The 16,711-nt window shown below is 65.4% G+C and carries 19 protein-coding genes; 13 read left to right on the top strand and 6 right to left on the bottom strand.

What is annotated here, in order from left to right; translation table 11 throughout:
- Positions 1-51: 51 nt before the first annotated feature.
- From M6D93_RS12265 to M6D93_RS12315, 13 genes are all read left to right on the top strand, one after another.
- The gene (locus M6D93_RS12265; protein WP_249769515.1) at positions 52-1,416 is read left to right on the top strand and encodes an alpha/beta fold hydrolase; all 1,365 of its coding nucleotides are present in this window, start codon (positions 52-54) and stop codon (positions 1,414-1,416) included.
- Between the two features lie 44 nt (positions 1,417-1,460).
- Entirely contained in the window at positions 1,461-2,921 is a 1,461-nt protein-coding gene (locus M6D93_RS12270) for an MFS transporter (protein WP_249769517.1), read from the top strand.
- Positions 2,922-3,071: 150 nt separating this feature from the next.
- Complete coding sequence (locus M6D93_RS12275) at positions 3,072-3,434, top strand: hypothetical protein (RefSeq protein ID WP_249769519.1); 363 nt, start codon at positions 3,072-3,074, stop codon at positions 3,432-3,434.
- Positions 3,431-4,366 carry an NAD(P)/FAD-dependent oxidoreductase gene (locus M6D93_RS12280; RefSeq protein WP_283818578.1) on the top strand — a complete coding sequence of 312 codons (936 nt, stop codon included), beginning with the start codon at positions 3,431-3,433 and terminating at the stop codon, positions 4,364-4,366. The genes M6D93_RS12275 and M6D93_RS12280 overlap by 4 nt, the downstream gene beginning before the upstream one ends.
- Before the next feature lie 875 nt (positions 4,367-5,241).
- Complete coding sequence (locus M6D93_RS12285; RefSeq protein ID WP_249769521.1) at positions 5,242-6,363, top strand: tyrosine-type recombinase/integrase; 1,122 nt, start codon at positions 5,242-5,244, stop codon at positions 6,361-6,363.
- 421 nt (positions 6,364-6,784) lie between these two features.
- Positions 6,785-7,003 carry an excisionase family DNA-binding protein gene (locus M6D93_RS19525; protein WP_347343486.1) on the top strand — a complete coding sequence of 73 codons (219 nt, stop codon included), beginning with the start codon at positions 6,785-6,787 and terminating at the stop codon, positions 7,001-7,003.
- Positions 7,004-7,409: 406 nt separating this feature from the next.
- A complete protein-coding gene (locus M6D93_RS12290; RefSeq protein WP_249769523.1) occupies positions 7,410-8,480 on the top strand; it encodes a hypothetical protein in 1,071 nt (356 codons plus the stop codon).
- Positions 8,481-9,060: 580 nt separating this feature from the next.
- On the top strand, positions 9,061-9,258 hold the full coding sequence (locus M6D93_RS12295) for a hypothetical protein (protein WP_249769525.1): 198 nt from the start codon (positions 9,061-9,063) through the stop codon (positions 9,256-9,258).
- A 537-nt stretch (positions 9,259-9,795) separates the two neighbouring features.
- Positions 9,796-10,401 (top strand): hypothetical protein, encoded by a 606-nt coding sequence (locus M6D93_RS12300; RefSeq protein WP_249769527.1) that lies wholly within the window; start codon positions 9,796-9,798, stop codon positions 10,399-10,401.
- Positions 10,402-10,426: 25 nt separating this feature from the next.
- Complete coding sequence (locus tag M6D93_RS19400; RefSeq protein ID WP_283818579.1) at positions 10,427-10,555, top strand: hypothetical protein; 129 nt, start codon at positions 10,427-10,429, stop codon at positions 10,553-10,555.
- Between the two features lie 46 nt (positions 10,556-10,601).
- On the top strand, positions 10,602-10,934 hold the full coding sequence (locus M6D93_RS12305; protein ID WP_249769529.1) for a hypothetical protein: 333 nt from the start codon (positions 10,602-10,604) through the stop codon (positions 10,932-10,934).
- Positions 10,903-11,241: a hypothetical protein gene (locus tag M6D93_RS12310; RefSeq protein WP_249769531.1), complete on the top strand. Its 339-nt coding sequence runs from the start codon at positions 10,903-10,905 to the stop codon at positions 11,239-11,241. Before M6D93_RS12305 ends, M6D93_RS12310 begins: the two co-directional genes overlap by 32 nt.
- A 34-nt stretch (positions 11,242-11,275) precedes the next feature.
- Positions 11,276-11,680: a hypothetical protein gene (locus M6D93_RS12315; RefSeq protein WP_249769532.1), complete on the top strand. Its 405-nt coding sequence runs from the start codon at positions 11,276-11,278 to the stop codon at positions 11,678-11,680.
- A 44-nt stretch (positions 11,681-11,724) separates the two neighbouring features.
- Here the strand turns inward: M6D93_RS12315 and M6D93_RS12320 are convergent, their stop codons facing one another.
- The 6 genes from M6D93_RS12320 to M6D93_RS12345 are packed head-to-tail and all read right to left on the bottom strand — an operon-like array spanning position 11,725 to position 16,708.
- Positions 11,725-13,107, bottom strand: coding sequence for a pyridoxal phosphate-dependent decarboxylase family protein (locus tag M6D93_RS12320; RefSeq protein ID WP_347343633.1), 1,383 nt, complete (start codon positions 13,105-13,107; stop codon positions 11,725-11,727).
- Between the two features lie 37 nt (positions 13,108-13,144).
- A complete protein-coding gene (locus tag M6D93_RS12325; RefSeq protein WP_347343487.1) occupies positions 13,145-13,837 on the bottom strand; it encodes an SDR family oxidoreductase in 693 nt (230 codons plus the stop codon).
- Positions 13,786-14,565, bottom strand: a complete 780-nt coding sequence (locus M6D93_RS12330) for an SGNH/GDSL hydrolase family protein (RefSeq protein ID WP_249769535.1) — start codon at positions 14,563-14,565, stop codon at positions 13,786-13,788. Before M6D93_RS12330 ends, M6D93_RS12325 begins: the two co-directional genes overlap by 52 nt.
- 13 nt (positions 14,566-14,578) lie before the next feature.
- A complete protein-coding gene (locus M6D93_RS12335; RefSeq protein ID WP_249769536.1) occupies positions 14,579-15,118 on the bottom strand; it encodes a carbonic anhydrase in 540 nt (179 codons plus the stop codon).
- A 16-nt stretch (positions 15,119-15,134) separates the two neighbouring features.
- A complete protein-coding gene (locus tag M6D93_RS12340) occupies positions 15,135-15,650 on the bottom strand; it encodes a carbonic anhydrase (RefSeq protein WP_249769537.1) in 516 nt (171 codons plus the stop codon).
- On the bottom strand, positions 15,647-16,708 hold the full coding sequence (locus M6D93_RS12345) for an SLAC1 family transporter (RefSeq protein WP_249769538.1): 1,062 nt from the start codon (positions 16,706-16,708) through the stop codon (positions 15,647-15,649). The genes M6D93_RS12340 and M6D93_RS12345 overlap by 4 nt, the downstream gene beginning before the upstream one ends.
- Positions 16,709-16,711 lie beyond the last annotated feature (3 nt).

Here is a 16,711-nt window from a genome sequence, read left to right on the forward strand (position 1 = left end):
CCACGCTCGGCAGCAGTGCATCAGCCATCACTGCGAGAGAGCGAGGCCGCCATGAACGTCGACATCCATCCCACCCAAAGCAGCGACACGCAAGCGTCAACGCGGGTGCGCCGGGCCGTGCCCGTGGCGGGGGTGATCGTCGGCTCGCTCGCTGCCGGAGTCGTCACCGCTCTGGTGCTCACCCTGGTGGTCTTCCCGGGCGGAACCGAGAGCGTCATCACCGGCTCGATCCTGAGCGCCTTCGGCATCGGCTGGGCGATGATGGCCGCGCTGTCCGTCCGATTCACCGCGCAGCCCCAACGCTGGACCACGGTTCCTGCGCTCGTCATGGGCGTCTCCGGTGTGGGGCTCATGGTCAGCTCCCCGCAGAACACGACCTTGACCGACCTCAACTGGGTGTGGCCGCCGGCGATGCTCGCGCTCGCGGTCTGGATGTTCGCGCAGATGCGCCGCCGCCTGCACGGAAAGGGTCGCTGGCTCCTCACCCCCGTCCTAGTCGTCCTCGCCGCCACAACCATCGGCGCCACCGTCGAAAATGTCGCCGAGGTCCGAATCGACCACACCTACCCGGCTCCCGGCAAGCTTTACGACGTCGGCGGCCGTCGCCTGCACATCGACTGCGAGGGCCACGGCGGTCCCACCGTGGTGCTGTTCAACGGCCTCGGCGAGATCTCGGCCACCTGGGCCCGCATCACCAGCGAGGTCAGCCTGACGACCCGGGTGTGCGCCTACGACCGCGCCGGCCAGGGGTGGAGCGACGACACCAAGAGCCCCCAGGACGGCGTCGCCGCGGCCCGTGACCTGCACGCCCTACTCGCCGCAGCCGGCGAACCCGGCCCCTACATCCTGGCCGGGCACTCCACCGGCGGCCCCTACGCACTCACCTATGCCGCGCAATACCCGCAGCAGGTCGCCGGCATGGTGCTGCTGGACAGCTCAAGCCCCGAGCAGATGACCAGCATCCCAAGCTACGCGGGCCAGTACGCCCTGGCCCTGCGACGCGGCCTGGCGTTCCTGCCGACGCTGACCCGGATCGGTCTCGGCTCGCTGTTCAGCTCCGGAGCAGGCCTGCCGGCCGACTCGATCGGCCGCGCCCAGGCGATGACGTCCACCGCACGCGCCGCCTGCAACGGGCGCGACGAAATCTCGATGATCCCGACCGTGTTCCGCCAGGCCCAGACACTCACCTCGCTGCACAGTCGGCCGCTCGCGGTGCTGACCACCTCCGCCTCCCTCGGCACGGACGGGTGGAAAGCCGCCCAGGACAAGCTCGCCGCCCTGTCCGCCAACCACCTGCACCGCGACGTCGAATCCACCCACGCCGGTCTCATCACCGACGAGCGCCCCGCCGCAGAGTCGGCGCACGCCATCGCCGAGGTCATCGCCTCGGTCCGAACCGGCTCGCCACTGCGCTGACCACCTGACCACCACCCACCGAACACTGTCCCGAAGGAGTTCCGATGTCCCACCACGCCGCACAACCCGAGACCCGCGCCGGCACCCACCCGGAAGAGCACGCGCCGAGGAAATCCTGGGCCCTGCTCGCCGTCGCCCTGGCCGCCCAGATCCTCGTCGTTCTGGACATCTCCGTCGTCAACACCGCCCTGCCCACCATCGGAAGCGACCTGCACCTGAGCGGCACCAACCTGCAATGGCTGGTCACCGCCTACCTCATGATGTCCGGCGGCGGACTGCTGCTCGGGGGCCGCATCGCAGACCTGATCTCGCGACGCAGCGTCTTCCTGACCGGCCTGACCCTGTTCACCCTCGCCTCCATCGGCAGCGGATTCGCGAACAGCGGCACCCAGCTCTTCGCGGCCCGCGCCGTGCAGGGCCTCAGCGCCGCCCTTCTTACCCCGTCCGCGCTGTCGCTGATCACGACCACCTACGCCGGCGCCCAACGCAAAGCCGCCCTCGCCCTGTGGGGCGCCGTCGGAAGCCTCGGCATCGCAGCCGGCGTCCTCGTCGGCGGCGCCGTCACCACCTGGACCAACTGGCACTTCATTTTCTGGATCAACGGCCCCATCGGCTTGGTCGCTCTGCTCGTCGGATCGCGCATCATCGCCAAGCAGCCCGGCTCGCACCCGCACCTGCGGGACTTCGACCTCCCCGGCGCCCTGGCCGTCATCAGCGGCCTCGCGATCCTGGTCTACGCACTCGGCGGCACCTCCCAGCACGGCTGGTGGTCGGCCCACACCGCAATCGCATTCGCCGCATCCGCCGCGGCCTTCGCAACGTTTCTCAAGCTCGAGCGCCGGGCGGACAAGCCGCTGTTCCCGCCGCACGTGTGGAAGCTCAACGCCCTGGTCTCAGGCACCGCGGTCATGCTCGGCGTCACCGGTTTGCTGGTCGGCACGGTCTTCCTCACCTCCATCTTCCTGCAGACCGTGCTCGGGTTCTCAGCCGTGAAGACGGGCGTCGCGTTCCTGCCGTTCGCGCTTGCCATCACCGTCGGCACGATCGTGGCGCGGCATCTGCTCGGCCACCTGTCGCCTCGCGTCATCGCCGCCACAGGCCTCGTCATCGCCGTCGTCGCTTCGCTCGCGCTGTCCACCGCCACGAGTGGTGCGCAGTTCGCGACGGACATACTTCCCGGACTATGCGCCCTCGGGCTCGGAGTCGGCATGGTCTTCGTCCCGGTCTCGGTGACCTCGATGTCCGGCATCCCCGCCTCGCACGCTGGCGTGGCCTCCGGATTTCTGATGACCGGACACGAGATCGGCGCCGCCCTGGGAGTCGCCGTCCTGTCCGCCGTCGCTAGCACCGCAGGAACGCTGACCACAGCCGCCGGCGCCGCGGACGCGTACTCCCGTGGCTTCATCGGCGCCGCCGTCATGGCGGCCGTCGTCGCGGTCTTCGCACTGGTCCGGATGCCCGCCACACGAGCCACAGACGGCGGCGGCCACCTCACCATGCACTGACATTCATCGCGCAGACCGGGCCCGGAAGCTTCACGAGACGCTTCCAGACCCGGTCTACGTCCGCGACGGATAACGCAGCCGAGCCTGGCAATTCCGCCGGAGCGATGAGGGGCGTTCCGCGCGAAGCTAATAGCACCTCGCCACGACAGGGTGGCGCCGCCGAAGGAGCCGGACATGACCGAGTCCATTTCCACGACGTGGAGCGACGAGCGCGACGCCGCATTCTTCGGCATCACCACGGAGCTGGCCGCAGGCTTCGACAAAGACACCGCCCTCCTGGCCAGCGTCCTCGCAGGCAACGACCTGACCGAGCAGATCGAAAGAGTGCTCGATGACTTGCTCGTGGCCGAGTCGTGGGAACCGCTGGCCCTGCGGTCCATCGCCCGCTCCGCGCCGCATGATCGCGACCTCGTCGCTGTGCCGGTCACCGCGAGCCGCATGACAGCAGTGCCCGATGACCCACAGCGACCTAGCTGTGACGTGGTGGATCAATCGAGGAGCGTATTGCCGTGAACGAGGTTGACGTAGTTGTAGTCGGCGGCGGGGCCGCCGGACTGTCCGCAGCGCTGGTGTTGGCTCGAGCACGCCGCAACATCCTCGTCATCGATGCCGGATCGCCGCGCAACGCGCCGGCTGCCCACATGCACGGTTTCCTCTCCCGCGACGGCTTCCCGCCCGCCGAACTGCTCACCGTCGCGCGGGCCGAGATCACCGGCTACGGCGGCAAGTTCGTCACGGGCACCGTCACCGACGTAGCGCCCACCGGCACATCCGGGTTCTCACTCTCGGTGTCCGATGGGCAGCCGATCACCGCCCGCCGGCTCCTGGTGGCCACCGGCCTGCGCGACGAACTCCCCACCATCCCCGGTCTCGCCGACCGATGGGCCCGCGACGTGCTGCACTGCCCGTACTGCCACGGCTACGAGGTCCGCGACCAGCGCCTCGCCGTGCTCGGCTCGACCCTCGAGGCAGTGAAATTCACGCAGATCGTTCGGCAATGGTCCTACGACGTCGTCCTCTTCGCTGCACCAGGAACGTTGTCGACGTCCGCTCGCCACCAGTTGCGTGCACGGTCGATCGGCATCGTGGAGGACGAGGTCACCCGCATCGTGGTCGAGAACGATCAACTGCGTGGCGTCGAGGTAGGCGGCGGACGCGTGTTCGCGCGGGACGCCGTCTTCGTCCCGCCTCGGTTCGTGCCGAACAATCATCTACTCACGACGTTGAACTGCCCCGTCGACGACGCCGGCTGGGTAGTCGCCGATAGCACCGGCCGGACCAGCGTCGCCGGCGTCTGGGTCGCGGGAAACGTCGTGAACCCCCGCGCCCAAGTCATCACAGCGGCAGGCGAAGGATCGGCCGCGGCAATCGCGATCAACGCCGACCTAGTCGAGGAGGACATTCGCGACGCAGTCCGGAACCTTGATCTCAAACACCTCGTCTGATCACGCCCCGTCCCGCTCCTCCAGTCGTCGCTGAGCAGAGAGACACGGGTGCGAGTGGTGAATGGCAGCAGAGCGAGCCGGGCCTGATTCGGCTCCTGCACGCGATCCTTGTCTCAGGAGCGGCCATCTCGCGTGCCGAGCACGAGCCACGTCTACGCGGGACGTTGTCGGACGACGCCTTCGCGCCGCGCGTCGTCTTGTGCAAGACGCCTTTGACGACGAGCCCTACATACCCGCGGTAGTGGTCACCGAGTCGTGCGAGCCCTCCTCCCCGGCATTCGCGGAGCCTTGCGCTCGCCGAAGCATGACTGCGCCGGTCAGTGCAACCGACGTGCAACACCACGATCGCCGCACCGTGTAGGAACACGACCTAGATAACGACCGGCATGCGGGCGACACCATCGACATCGGCCAGAGCGACCGGGCGCTCGAAACGCGGCCTGCGCCCGGGCTGGCCTTGCACGCTTGTTGCACGGCAGCCGATTGGATCCAGATGGGCGACTGAATTCGAGCTGCTTCGGGCGCTCAGAGCGCCTGAAACTTGGGGTTCCGGCGCTTCGTTTCCCAGATCATGAATGGCGATGAGCACTACACATTGCGTTCAGTGGTCGCGGAGGGCACAAAATAAGGCCCGGAACCGCTGGAGACCAGCAATTCCGGGCCTTCTAGGTGGGCGATACTGGGATTGAACCAGTGACGCCCATCGGTAAGCGTCACTGTTCTCACTTCCCGCTGGTACGCGGTTTCCTCCAACGAGACAGGCGATTTCTCGCCCGTCGCGCAAACAGTAACGCGTGACTCTAGTACACGCAAGGGGACACGGATAGACTCTGTATCGGGCACGCACAGGGCACGCCCGGAGACGGAGAAACGGGATGCCAACCAAGAAACGCGGCAAGCCGTTCGGGTCGGTCCGCAAACTACCGTCCGGCAGGTACCAGGCCAGGTACCACGGGCCAGACGGAATCCGCTACACCGCTCCCCTGACCTTCGACACCACCGGCGACGCCGACGCGTGGCTCTCAGCGATGCGCACCGATATGAGCCGCGGCACGTGGAAGCCCGCGGGATCAAACCGGCCCCTGACATTCGGCGAGTACGCCGACACCTGGCTACAGGAACGAAACCTGCGTCCACGCACGCACCAGCACTACGCCGAGCTACTCACCAAACAGCTCCGACCGACCTTCGGGACGATGGGTATCCGCGACATCTCGCCCGACCTCGTCCGACGATGGTTCTCGACCACAGCCACAACCACACCCACGCTCCGAGCGCACGCCTACGCCCTGCTCCGCACCATCTGCAACACCGCCGTGGCCGACGACGTCATCGCCGCGAACCCTTGCCGCATCCGAGGGGCTGGTCAGGCGAAGCGGGCACGAAGAATCAAACCCGCGACGCTGGACGAGCTGGCGAGGCTCGTGGACGCCATGCCCGAGCGGTACCGGCTCATGACCCTGCTCGCAGCGTGGACACAGCTCCGATTCGGAGAGTTGGCCGAGCTTCGGCGCTCCGACATCGATCTCAAGAACGGCATCATTCACGTTCAACGCGGCGTTGTGCGAGTTGACGGAGCGTTGATCGTCGGCCGGCCCAAGTCGGAGGCCGGCGTGCGAGATGTCGCGATCCCGCCCCACCTGATGCCCCTGGTGAGGTCGCACCTGTCGAAGCACATCACCGGTGGCCGTAATGGCCTGCTGTTCACGTCACGCACGGGCGCCCAGATTGTCCCCACGACGCTGTACAAGGTGTACTACCCGGCCCGGACAGCAGCGGGTCGCCCTGACCTCCGCTGGCACGACCTACGCCACACCGGAGCTGTCCTGGCAGCGTCCACCGGTGCGACCCTCGCCGAACTGATGGCGCGCCTCGGCCACTCAACCCCGGGCGCCGCCCTGCGGTATCAACACGCTGCTGATGGCCGCGACCTGGAGATCGCGGCGGCACTATCGGCGCTGGCAGCCTCGTCCACGGTCGCGACACGCCCGACTTAAAAACTTCACAGGTGTTGCGTGCGCGCAACGGGCCTGGGACCCTCCTCCCGCGGCGTGACCATCCTTTTTGCCTTATATGAGCGGAGATTTCACCGGGTCATTCAGTCTTTTCGTTTGCGACTCGTTCCGACTCTCTCCGACTCTCTCCGACTCGTTCGCACTCTGGCGCACATCTGCACCGACGGAAATGTTGGGGACACTTCCGTGTCCGCCTGGCGTTGATTCCTACGCGCGCGCAAGCCATTTCGCCCTTACGGACAAGGGCAAGCGAACACAAATGTCCAGCAGTTGTGTCAATCTACTTTCAGTCCTGGGGCGCCGCGCCAGGACATGAAACGGACACGGCCCCGGCAGCGCATCTCTCGGCAAAGAATCCGCGCACACCGGGGCCGCCGACCCTCCCGAAGGAGGACACCCGATTATGCGCCCGACCCCGCGTGCCTCAAATACGGCACTCCGCAGTCTCTCGACCATTCAGCAGGTCGCCACCGCGAACCACGTTTCCGAAAGAACCGTGCGCCGCTGGATCGCATCAGGTCTCATCACCGGTTATCGGATGGGCCCACGCCTCATCCGTCTCGACATGGATGAGGTCGAGCGACTGCTGCGGCCCATCCCCACAGTCGGCGGTGTGGCATGACCTCAGGAAATGGAAGAGGCCGCCCCCGCCAGGAAACGGCCGCCCCACAGATCGACACGAACGACGCCATCGTAACCCCCGCGGTCGTCGGCACTTTCTTATTCGGCGTCGAAGCCGGCGAGATGGTCGGTTTACAGATCGGCTACGTGGACGGGTACAACCGCCGCAACGATGAGGTCCAGGCGCAGCTCGGCGTGACCCGCCTCGTCCTAGCGCAACCCACCCGCGACGAACTTGACCGCGCTCGGGTGCACACCAACGATCCCTGTTCTCGTCGGTGCAAGGCTTGCTCGAAATGCATCCGTTTTGCGCGGGCGTGGCGTAACCAGCGCCGCTATGGCTCACCGGACTACCCAGGCGGCCCCGTGGAATGGGAATCGTCCCCGTCCAGCGCGGCAGGTGCAGCGTGACCGCGGCAGAGATCACGACGGTGCCCTTGTCACGCGCGGACGAGGCCACGCTGCACGAGTTGGAGGCCGTCATCTCCACCGGCCTGGACACGTTCATCCAGGTGGGTCTGGCGCTGGCAGAGGTCCGCGATTCCAAGCTGTATCGAGCCACTCACCACAGCTTCGCCGCCTACGTCGAGGACCGCTTCGAAATCGGCCGGAGCCGCGCCTACCAGCTGATGGACGCGGCCAAGATGGTCGCGGAGATGTCCACAATTGTGGACACACACTTGCCGACCAGCGAGGGCCAGGTCCGCGCGCTCGCAGGGCTGGCGCCGGCGCAGGCCGCCGCGGTGATGGCCGAGGTCAGCTCGATCACGGCGGCGCCGACGGCGGCCACGATCGCTACGGTCCGGGCACACCGGTTCCCGAAACAGGGACAGTTGCCGAGGGCCGCCACAATGGACAACCGGGTGGACACGGCACCGTTGACGCCGCTGGTGGTCGACGACGAAGCGGAAGAGATCGACGATCCCCTCATCCGGCTCTCCGTCGCCCTCGAGGAACTCGAGCGGGAGGAACGCTGGATCCAGCGCGCAGCCCTCGCCCAGGTCGACGTCGCGGTCACCGCGTCGTTTTTCGCTGAGGTTCTCCGTCAACTCGTGGACGAGATCCACCAGCGGCGCAACGAGGTCGACCCGTTCGCGAAAATCATCGCCGAGGTGACGGCGCTCTTCCCAAAACGGAAGGTCGAGCACGACCTGGAATCGGTGTACCTGAGCATCCGCGACAAGACGATGAATCCGGCCACGGTCAAGACGAGGTTGATCGAGCGGTACACCGAGATGGACAGGATCGCCTTGGTCGAAGTCAGAGACCGCTCCGCGATCGTCTGGTCGGGTTGGCCGCAGATCCGCGGCGTCCTCAACCAGCTCGGTGTCAGCTTCATGCGTGACCTGACGACCGGCAAGATGTCGTTCCCCGCAGTGAGGGCGGCCGACGTCCAGGCCGCTGGCGAGCTTGCTCGGATCAACCTTGTCTTGCGAAGCGTCGTCCCTGATGCTGCCGCACCACGCAGACTGCCGTGACCCGGAAGGGGTTCCGGGACCGCTGGCGTGCGGAGGTGATCAAGTCCGCCGCGATCCCGGACAGCGTCCGCGTGGTCCTGCTCGTCCTCGCCGACGACATGACCGACGCCGGCTACGTCAGCGTTCCACGCTCGAAGATCGCGGCGACGCTCGGCCGCACCGATCGACGCGTGACTGAGCGGCTCAAGGCTGCACAGGAGGCGGGATTTCTGGACACGGTCCGAGCTGGCCGGCCGGGAATCACCGCTGCATACGAGGCAATTCTGCCCGGTCCGAATGGTGCGTGCGTCCGCACCAAAAGGGGTGCGTACGTCCGCACCAACCACATGGTGCGGAATCTAGTACCCAGCCTGGTGCGTGCGTCCGCACCACCGAATGAGGGGCCACATGGTGCGGACGGGGGGCCCACTAGTACGCGCGTGCATTACGTAACAGAAAGAACCAACGACGCATCGACGAGCCGCACTACAACTGCGCCGTCAGCATCTGACGTTGCACGGGCCACCGGCTGCCCTCAGTGCGATCTCGCTCAGTACCTCAACCCATCCGCAGGACCGTGCCCGCAACGCGAGGAGACGGCATGAACGGCGACCCGTTCGTGCCCGCCAGGTCTATCCCGCAATGTGGTTTGGCGATACGGAAGAACGCGAAGCCGCATCCCATCGCTGCCAGCGCTGCCCGGTTATCGACCCGTGCCGCCGACCTCGGCCACCGCGAGCTCTGGGGCGTCTGGGGCGGCATCGACAGAGAAACCCAATCCCTTGAAAGGAAATCCTGATGACCTGCTTCGAAATGTCAGACGACGCACGACTGATCTGCGCTACTGAACTCGGCACACTCCAACGGCAGATCCTGCAACGCTTCTCACCCCGGCTGAGATAGAGACGTTCGAACGCGAGCAGACCTTCGCATCCGAAGATCACGGCACCGCAGATCAGTACCCGCGCATGTCGAACCTATCCGCCGGTTTCCTCAAGCACGCGATCATCCGACCGGTCTCCCCACAAGCCCGAGTACGTCAGGGTTTACCCTTCCGCTGCGAGGCCGGGACGACGAGGCCCTGAAGAAGAGCCTCGCCATCGCGGAATGGAAGCTGATGTGGGAACAAAGGCAGTACCGCCGGCGGTTCTTCGACGAAGACGACCTGACCCCAGACCTGGAGCGGATCGCAGACCGCGGAGACATCAACGTCGTCTTCGTACCGCGGACAGCTTCGCGCTACTACGAATACGCACCCCTTTTTCACCTGCTTAGGCGACGCACAGTCGAGCATCCCGGGTTGCCGGTATTGAGCGCGGGCCAGTGGCCGTAGACGATGCAGACCCACGACATCCGCACGTACCTTCCAGCCGACTTCGAACAGCGCCTCGCGCGAGCGTGGGCATGGACGGTTTGGCGCGATCTGAGCGCGGGATCAGGGCCCGACGCGTTCGGCGCTGATGACCCCATACGGCTACTGGCCCACGACCTCGATCTCTGGGTTCCCGCGATCACCGAAGTCATGCAGCAGACCCTGCGCAGCTTCCCCCTCGTTGTAGGCGACGGGGAGCTGCCAACCGAGATCCGGTTTAGCGAGGGGTCGATCTTCGACGGAGCCGTGCCCGGGTGGCCTCGGATGGGAGGCGACCTCTCGCGGGGCGAGGAGGAGGCCACGGACATCGTGGCTGCAACCCTGGAGCAGGCAGATCGCACCGGACGGCTACGCGGCATCCTCGATGCTGTCCGCTCGAACCGGATGGAGGACGAATTCTCCGAGCGCTGGAGTCACGCTCGAAACGACTTCGAGCGCAAGCTGTATCGCAAGCGCAGCAAGATCGCCGTCAAGTTTGTCGAGCTCAGCGACACTATCCCGGTGCAGGGCCCAGGGACCGAGATCGAGGTCGAGAACCGGCTGGTCTTCGCCGACTTCATGGCCCTTTGACCAGAAGGAACGTCAGGTCATCATCTTGCTCAACCACGGCCAGACCACGCTGACCCACATCGCCTCGGAGATGGGGCACGCCAACCACAGCCCCATCTCCAAAAAGCTCGCCAAGATCCGCAAGCAGGCCGAGGCGTTCTTCGACCAGCTCTGACCCGGCCAAACGCAGCCTTGCCGTCGGAACGTGACAGGGTTCGTTGGTGCCATTCCAATACGCCCTCGATCACCCGATCGCGGCCCCCGCCCTGACCCACTTCACCGGGCGACGGGGCCAGACGCCGGCCGAACACGCCCTGGCCCCTGCCCGGCTGCACCAGCTCCTGTGGTCGCAGCAGCTCCTTGGCAGCGCGCCGTACTCGGCCGGCCCACCGGCGGTCAGCTTCACCGAAAGTCGCATCGAAGATCTTGAGTACCTGCTCGAACGGGGCTACTTCGCCCCCCTGGGGCGTCGTCGTCTACCGCGACGACGTCTTCACCGCGGGGGGCGCGCCGGTGTGGTCGGTGCGCACCGACGTCCTGCCGAGCATCCCTGAGCCTCTCCTGGTGTGGACGGCGCGGCTCGAGCCCGGTCAATCGGAATGGCTGCACGAACGCGAGTGGCGAATCCCAGCCGCCCAGGTCCGGCTCGGCCAGATGGCAAGGTTGGCTGCGGTCGTCGTCGGCGATCAAACCTGGCACCCGTCCTTCCAAACGAATGCGATCAATCCATGGACGGGTCGGCTCGCCTACGCCGATCGGGTGGCTCCACTAGCGGCCGGCATGCAGCGTTGGTGCTGGGATTCGACCCGGGGGCGGCTTCTCGCTCTGCCGCCATGGCATGACGAGTTCCGCGATGCCTGACTTCCTGTCGGTACAGTCGACTACCGTGCCCTGCGTGAGGATCACGCCGACTCGACAACACAACGCGGTCTCCGAAGGCATGGCCCCCGGACTACTCATGTGCGACCGCAGCGAGCTGCCCTTCGACAAGGTGCTGGCCGACCTATCATTCAAGGGTGCGTGGGGCAACTGGCCCTACCGCGGCCGGTTCTCCCAAGTCAACACTGACCTGCGCAACGGCTCCGATGGTGTCTGGGTCATGACGCACGCCGACCAGCAGAAGAAGGTCTGGAATCTCTACTGGGACAGCACGGGAGCAGCGATCAACATTTTCGCGCGACCCCAGTGGGCCGACCAGGAGATCGATCCCGACGCCATCGCCGACAGCATCGACGGCGACGTGCCCGCCGCTGGTTGGCTCGCCCTCGCGGAGGACTTCCTTGCCCGATTCGATCGATGAACCATCCGAACTCGCACACTTCCGGGGTCGCCAGGTGGGCGCGTTTAGGCATCTCGAATTTCCGCGAGCAACGTGATCAGCTCGTCGATGTGGCGCTCCGTGGTGCGCCATGAGGTCACCGATACCCGGATCGCTGGCTTTCCACGCCATGTGCTCGGACCCAACCAAGCTCTTCCAGAGTCCTGTACGGCAGTGGAGATCCTGCGCGCGTTCTCCGCGGTGCTCGCGTCGAGAAGCACCTGATTGAGATAGACCCGGTTCAGGACGTTGAAGCCAGCGCGGGTTAACCCTTCGGCGGCGCGTTGCGCGAGCGCGATTCGAGAGTCGACGAGGTCCGCCACGCCGTCTCGGCCCAAGGTTCTCAATGCTGCCCATACTGCGATTCCACGTGCTCGTCGCGAGAACTCGAGGGTCAGGTTTCGTTGAGCACCAGCGGACTGCGTGGTGTAGTCGGCGTCGGAGGTCATGGCCCGACCCAGGGCAGCGACGTCGCGACAGATCACCATGCCGTTGTCGTATGGGGTGTTCAGCCACTTGTGGGCGTCGACTGTCCAACTGTCGGCGGCCTCGATCCCGGCAACGAGATGCCGATGATTGTCGGACGCGCGAGCCCAAAGTCCGAAGGCGCCGTCCACGTGGGTCCATGCTCCCGCGTCGGAGGCGAGTGGGAGGATCTCGGTGAAGGGATCGGATTCGCCGGTATGTACCTCGCCGGCTTGGAGCACGAGCAGTGTTTGGGCATCGATGGGCGGCAGAAGCTCCGGGCGGATTCGACCGTGTTCATCGACCGGGGCGCGCACAATATCGTCAGCGCCGAAGCCCAGTATTCGAAGGGCCTTCCCGACCGTCACGTGGTGAGCATCGCTCACAACGACCCGTAACTGCGGGGAGTTACGCAAACCACGAAGGTCGAGATTCCATCCAAGACGCTCGAGCAGGACACGGCGCGCGGTTGCGAAGGCGATGAGATTGCTTGTGGATGCTCCTGTTGTGAACCCGACGCCGGCGGTCCGAGGAAGGTCAAGCACCTCAAGGCACCAACGTGCGGCGACCGCTTCGATGGCGGCGGGTGCGGGTGCTGCTGATGAGTCCGAGGCAGCCTGATCCCAGGCGAGAGCGATGCGTTCGGCTGCGGCTGCAGCGGGCAATGTCGCGCCGACAACGTAGCCGTAGTAGCGGGGATCGTTGAATGCGACTGCGGCGGGGCTGCCGGCTGCGTCAAGCAGTTCGATCGTCTCCATCGCGGATTTTCCACGCAATGGAATCGGCTCGTTGAAGCGTGCCAGTCCGTTCCTCGCAGCTACGTCTGGAAATACTGGTCGACTGCCAATGCCGGTTGCGAAGGTGAGTGCCCGACGGTCGGCGTCAGCGTAGAGGTCAAGTTCTGCAGGCAGTTCCGCGGATGAGGCGGTGGTAGGGGAGTTCATGTAGGTCGGGTCTCCTAGTTGCTGGGCCTTGACGACGTCAGGCGGGATATAGCTGCGCGACGCCGCCAGCAAGCGCGGCCTGTACGTGTCGGCTGACGTCGTCGGCGACGAACTCCCGTTCGCCCCGTTCCACTGCGTTGAGAGCCCGCGTCGCGATCTCAGCCGGATCGCTCTTGTCGGCGGTGACCGTGCGGGACATGTCGGTGTCCATGTACCCGACGTGCAATGCGGTCACGAGGGTGCCTTGCGCGGAGAGTTGAGCACGCAGCGCATTGGTCAGAGCCCATTCCGCGGATTTCGCGGCGCAGTAGGCGCCATCGGGTGCAACGGCGAACCACGAGAGAACGGACAGTACGTTCAGCATCGCGCCGCCGCCGTTGCTTGCGAGTTGGGGTGCGAAAGCCCGCGCCATGGCCAAGGTGCCGTAATAGTGGGTGTTCATTTCGAGTTCGATCTGGTCCATGGATCCAGTGAGCAGGTCGGTGCCGGTGAACGAGCCGGCGTTGTTGATTAGTAGCGTCACGTCGCCGGTGGCTTCGGCGGCCGCGACGATCGATTGGGGGCGGGTCAGGTCGACTTGGATGGCGATTGCCCCCTTCGTCTGGACGGTTGCCAAATCGCGCGCGGCCGCGTAGACCGTTGCGCCTCGCGCTAGAAGGTTTTCGACCATGTGACGTCCTAGTCCACGGTTGGCCCCGGTGACCAGAGCTGTGCTTCCGGACAAATCCATTGTGGTTCTCCTTGGTGTCGCGGTGCACGGGTAGGGGCGCGTCGGTTCTGACAGGTCACGGTGGAGGTGACGTGCGAGTGAGAATTGCCCGCGTGAAGCTTTGGGCAATGGCGGCGTAGCCGACGTCGTTGGGGTGGAAGTGGTCTGGTGCTCGTGCGCTGGATGCGAAGTGCAGCGGTACCGGTGTTCTGGGCGTCGGCGACAATCCTGTTCACTTCGGCTTGCACGCCTCGGGAGCTCGGCACGGTCGCGACAAGGGAGCCGGTTGGCAGGGCCGACATCAACGCCGTGTAGTGATCGGGTAACTGCGCGCGAAGGTCGTGTTTGATGATGTCGTTGCTGCCGATGAGCACTGTGACCAGATGGGGCGACGCGGCCAGTCCCGCGATCGCGGGGAGCTGGCGGTCCAGCACATCACCGACTCGGGCTCCGCTGATCGATAGGTTGATCACTCGATAACGGATCCCGTTTTCGACCAGGACCCGCCAAGTCTGCAGAACCCAACTCTGATCGATAGAACTGGCGCCGATCCCTTGAGACAGCGAGTCGCCTAGCACGACCCACAGAGGATCCGACGAGGCGAGGGCGTCGAGATTGCGCGTGTGCCAGGCCGCGGCATAGGGGCCGATCTCGTCTTCGACCAATCCGACGCCGGGCAGCAGCCTGCGGGCAAGCACGATGAAACGGCTAGGTGGGCGGTCGCTTGGGTTCGAGTACTCAAACGTCATCTCGGGGCCGACCTCACGCGCTGGACAACAGTGTCGGTTCAACCACGGTTGCGACTTGTCCAGTCACCACGTCGTACACAAGTCCCGATACGTAGAAGTCGCTGCCGCCCGAAATCTGTGACCGGATGACGTCGACGTCGACCTGCACCGACTTGAACGGGTCGGATACGGCCTTCAGCTCGAGTTGGTGGGCCGGGATCTGGAAGTAGCGGGCTAGCAGTTCGGGGAACGCGGCGAGGTCGGTCATGCCGCAGTCGGTGTGGTGAAGGATTACCAGGTTCCAATCGTCTGCCGGCCGTCCATCCGCGTTCGCCTCACCAACTTGGCCCAACAGAGACATGGTGCTTAGCGTGTTCGGCGTCACCCGGCCACCGACGTTGCGGATTACAGCGGCTTCGCCGAGAGCCAGGCCAAGGACGTGGCTGGGGTCGACGCGGGGATCTACGCAGCCGATGACCATGAGGTTGCCCCACGGATTCATCCGTAACCCCCCGATCGTGCTTCGTGTGGCGAAGGCGCGGTTGCGAGTGACGAGATCAGCTAGGTCAGTCATCGTGACAACCCAGCACTCACGGCGCGACGACGGTTTCGAGGCGGCCCGTGGCCACGTCGTAGACCAGCCCGGACACCGTGACGCCGGGGAGGCGAGGATCCGCACGGAGCACTGCGACATCGCCGACGACGGCCGCCTTCGGGTCGCCGACTGCTTTGTCGGGCAGGTGAGTCGCGTTGACATTGAAGTAGGCGGCCAGCAGCTCCGGCTTGTTCTGCAGCCGGGTGATGCCGCAGTCGGTGTGGTGAAGCACGACGAACTCCCACCCGGGCCCTATATCGCCGCCAGCGGCTTGGGTGACGGCGCGAAGCATTGCCAGCTCATCGAGCGTGTCGGGGGTGATCCGCCCGCCGACGTTGCGGATGGCGGCGACCTCACCTGGGTCGAGGCCGAGCACGTCGGTCGGGTCGACGCGGGGATCGACGCAGCCGATGACGATCGTCTTGAGTGACGGCATGATTCGCAGACTCGGATCGTAATGTTTCGAAGCGAAGCCGGCGTTGCGTTCGGTCCAGTTCTGACTAGTGCTCATGTGGTCCTTCTTCCGCTGGGCGATGCGTTCGCCGTTGTCGGGGAACGGTATTGCGGTGTTGTGTCTCTGATGGTCTCGCTGGTTCCTATACCGGAGTTGATTTGGTCGGTCGGTGGGGGCAACAGATCGCGGCGAGCAAGTGCGACCACGGTCCTGGCGGTGATGCTGCCGACGAGCAAGCTGATTGCGGCGAGCACGATGCACTGCCAGGTCTGGTAGCCGACCGGGTGCAGCGCCTCAAGCCATACCAAGGCGGTGCTGGCGACGGCCGCCCAACTGAAGGTGAATGCCCATGTGCTCGGCCTGAACGGCAGACGAGCGTAGGCAGGCAGCAGCCGCAACTGAGCGACGACCATCAGCAGCCCGTATCCGCCTAAAAGTTCAGCGACGCTATCGATATGGGCGCCGTGCAGAGCGAACCAGGCCAGGCTGGCGACGGCCGGTGGCGCGATTTCCACAGCCACGGTCGGAAGCAGCGCGGGTGGCGGCAGCGGTCTCGTGATCAGGCGGTTTAGAATGATCGATCCGAGGACGAACCAGCAGATGAGACCCGAGCCGAACATGGTCTCCGCGAGCTGCCGCTGACCGATCGTGGCGGCGCTGATGGCGGCGAGGAGACCACCAGCGACCGTCGGCAGGAAATACCCAGGATGCAGGTCATCGATGATGAGTGGTCGATAGATCCACTGTCCGGTGAGCCATCCACCGAGCGTCACTGTGAGGGCCATACATACATCAACCGCTACGGTTCCCGCAACGTGCGCGTGCGGATAAAGGAACTGGGCTCCGAGCAACATCGGGGTAATGACAGCCAACGACAAAAAGGGTGCAGCGGCCGGGTCCGTGAGGTCTCGGACGATCGTGGCGTGGTCAGTCCGGGCGTGAGCGAGGTAAGCGACGAGGACACCGAACCACGCCGCCGCGGTAAGCGTCAGTAACAGCGTGCTGATCACTTCCGGCGTGAGGCCAGCTGCGAACGTAACCTGCCAAACCTCGCTCAGTCCGGCAAGGCCGAAACCCACGCCGAACATGTTCGGAGGGATCTTCGGACTGCGCATCGT

Source organism: Jatrophihabitans telluris (genome assembly GCF_023516435.1).
Lineage (GTDB): Bacteria > Actinomycetota > Actinomycetes > Mycobacteriales > Jatrophihabitantaceae > Jatrophihabitans_A > Jatrophihabitans_A telluris.

Excerpts from the sequence above, each read along its gene's own strand:
- M6D93_RS12265 (WP_249769515.1), top strand. The coding sequence starts at position 52 with ATGAACGTCGACATCCATCCCACCCAAAGCAGCGACACGCAAGCGTCA.
- M6D93_RS12270 (WP_249769517.1), top strand. The coding sequence starts at position 1,461 with ATGTCCCACCACGCCGCACAACCCGAGACCCGCGCCGGCACCCACCCG.
- M6D93_RS12285 (WP_249769521.1), top strand. The coding sequence starts at position 5,242 with ATGCCAACCAAGAAACGCGGCAAGCCGTTCGGGTCGGTCCGCAAACTA.
- M6D93_RS19525 (WP_347343486.1), top strand. The coding sequence starts at position 6,785 with ATGCGCCCGACCCCGCGTGCCTCAAATACGGCACTCCGCAGTCTCTCG.
- M6D93_RS12295 (WP_249769525.1), top strand. The coding sequence starts at position 9,061 with ATGAACGGCGACCCGTTCGTGCCCGCCAGGTCTATCCCGCAATGTGGT.
- M6D93_RS12300 (WP_249769527.1), top strand. The coding sequence starts at position 9,796 with ATGCAGACCCACGACATCCGCACGTACCTTCCAGCCGACTTCGAACAG.
- M6D93_RS12320 (WP_347343633.1), bottom strand. The coding sequence starts at position 13,107 with ATGAACTCCCCTACCACCGCCTCATCCGCGGAACTGCCTGCAGAACTT.
- M6D93_RS12325 (WP_347343487.1), bottom strand. The coding sequence starts at position 13,837 with ATGGATTTGTCCGGAAGCACAGCTCTGGTCACCGGGGCCAACCGTGGA.
- M6D93_RS12330 (WP_249769535.1), bottom strand. The coding sequence starts at position 14,565 with ATGACGTTTGAGTACTCGAACCCAAGCGACCGCCCACCTAGCCGTTTC.
- M6D93_RS12335 (WP_249769536.1), bottom strand. The coding sequence starts at position 15,118 with ATGACTGACCTAGCTGATCTCGTCACTCGCAACCGCGCCTTCGCCACA.
- M6D93_RS12340 (WP_249769537.1), bottom strand. The coding sequence starts at position 15,650 with ATGAGCACTAGTCAGAACTGGACCGAACGCAACGCCGGCTTCGCTTCG.
- M6D93_RS12345 (WP_249769538.1), bottom strand. The coding sequence starts at position 16,708 with ATGCGCAGTCCGAAGATCCCTCCGAACATGTTCGGCGTGGGTTTCGGC.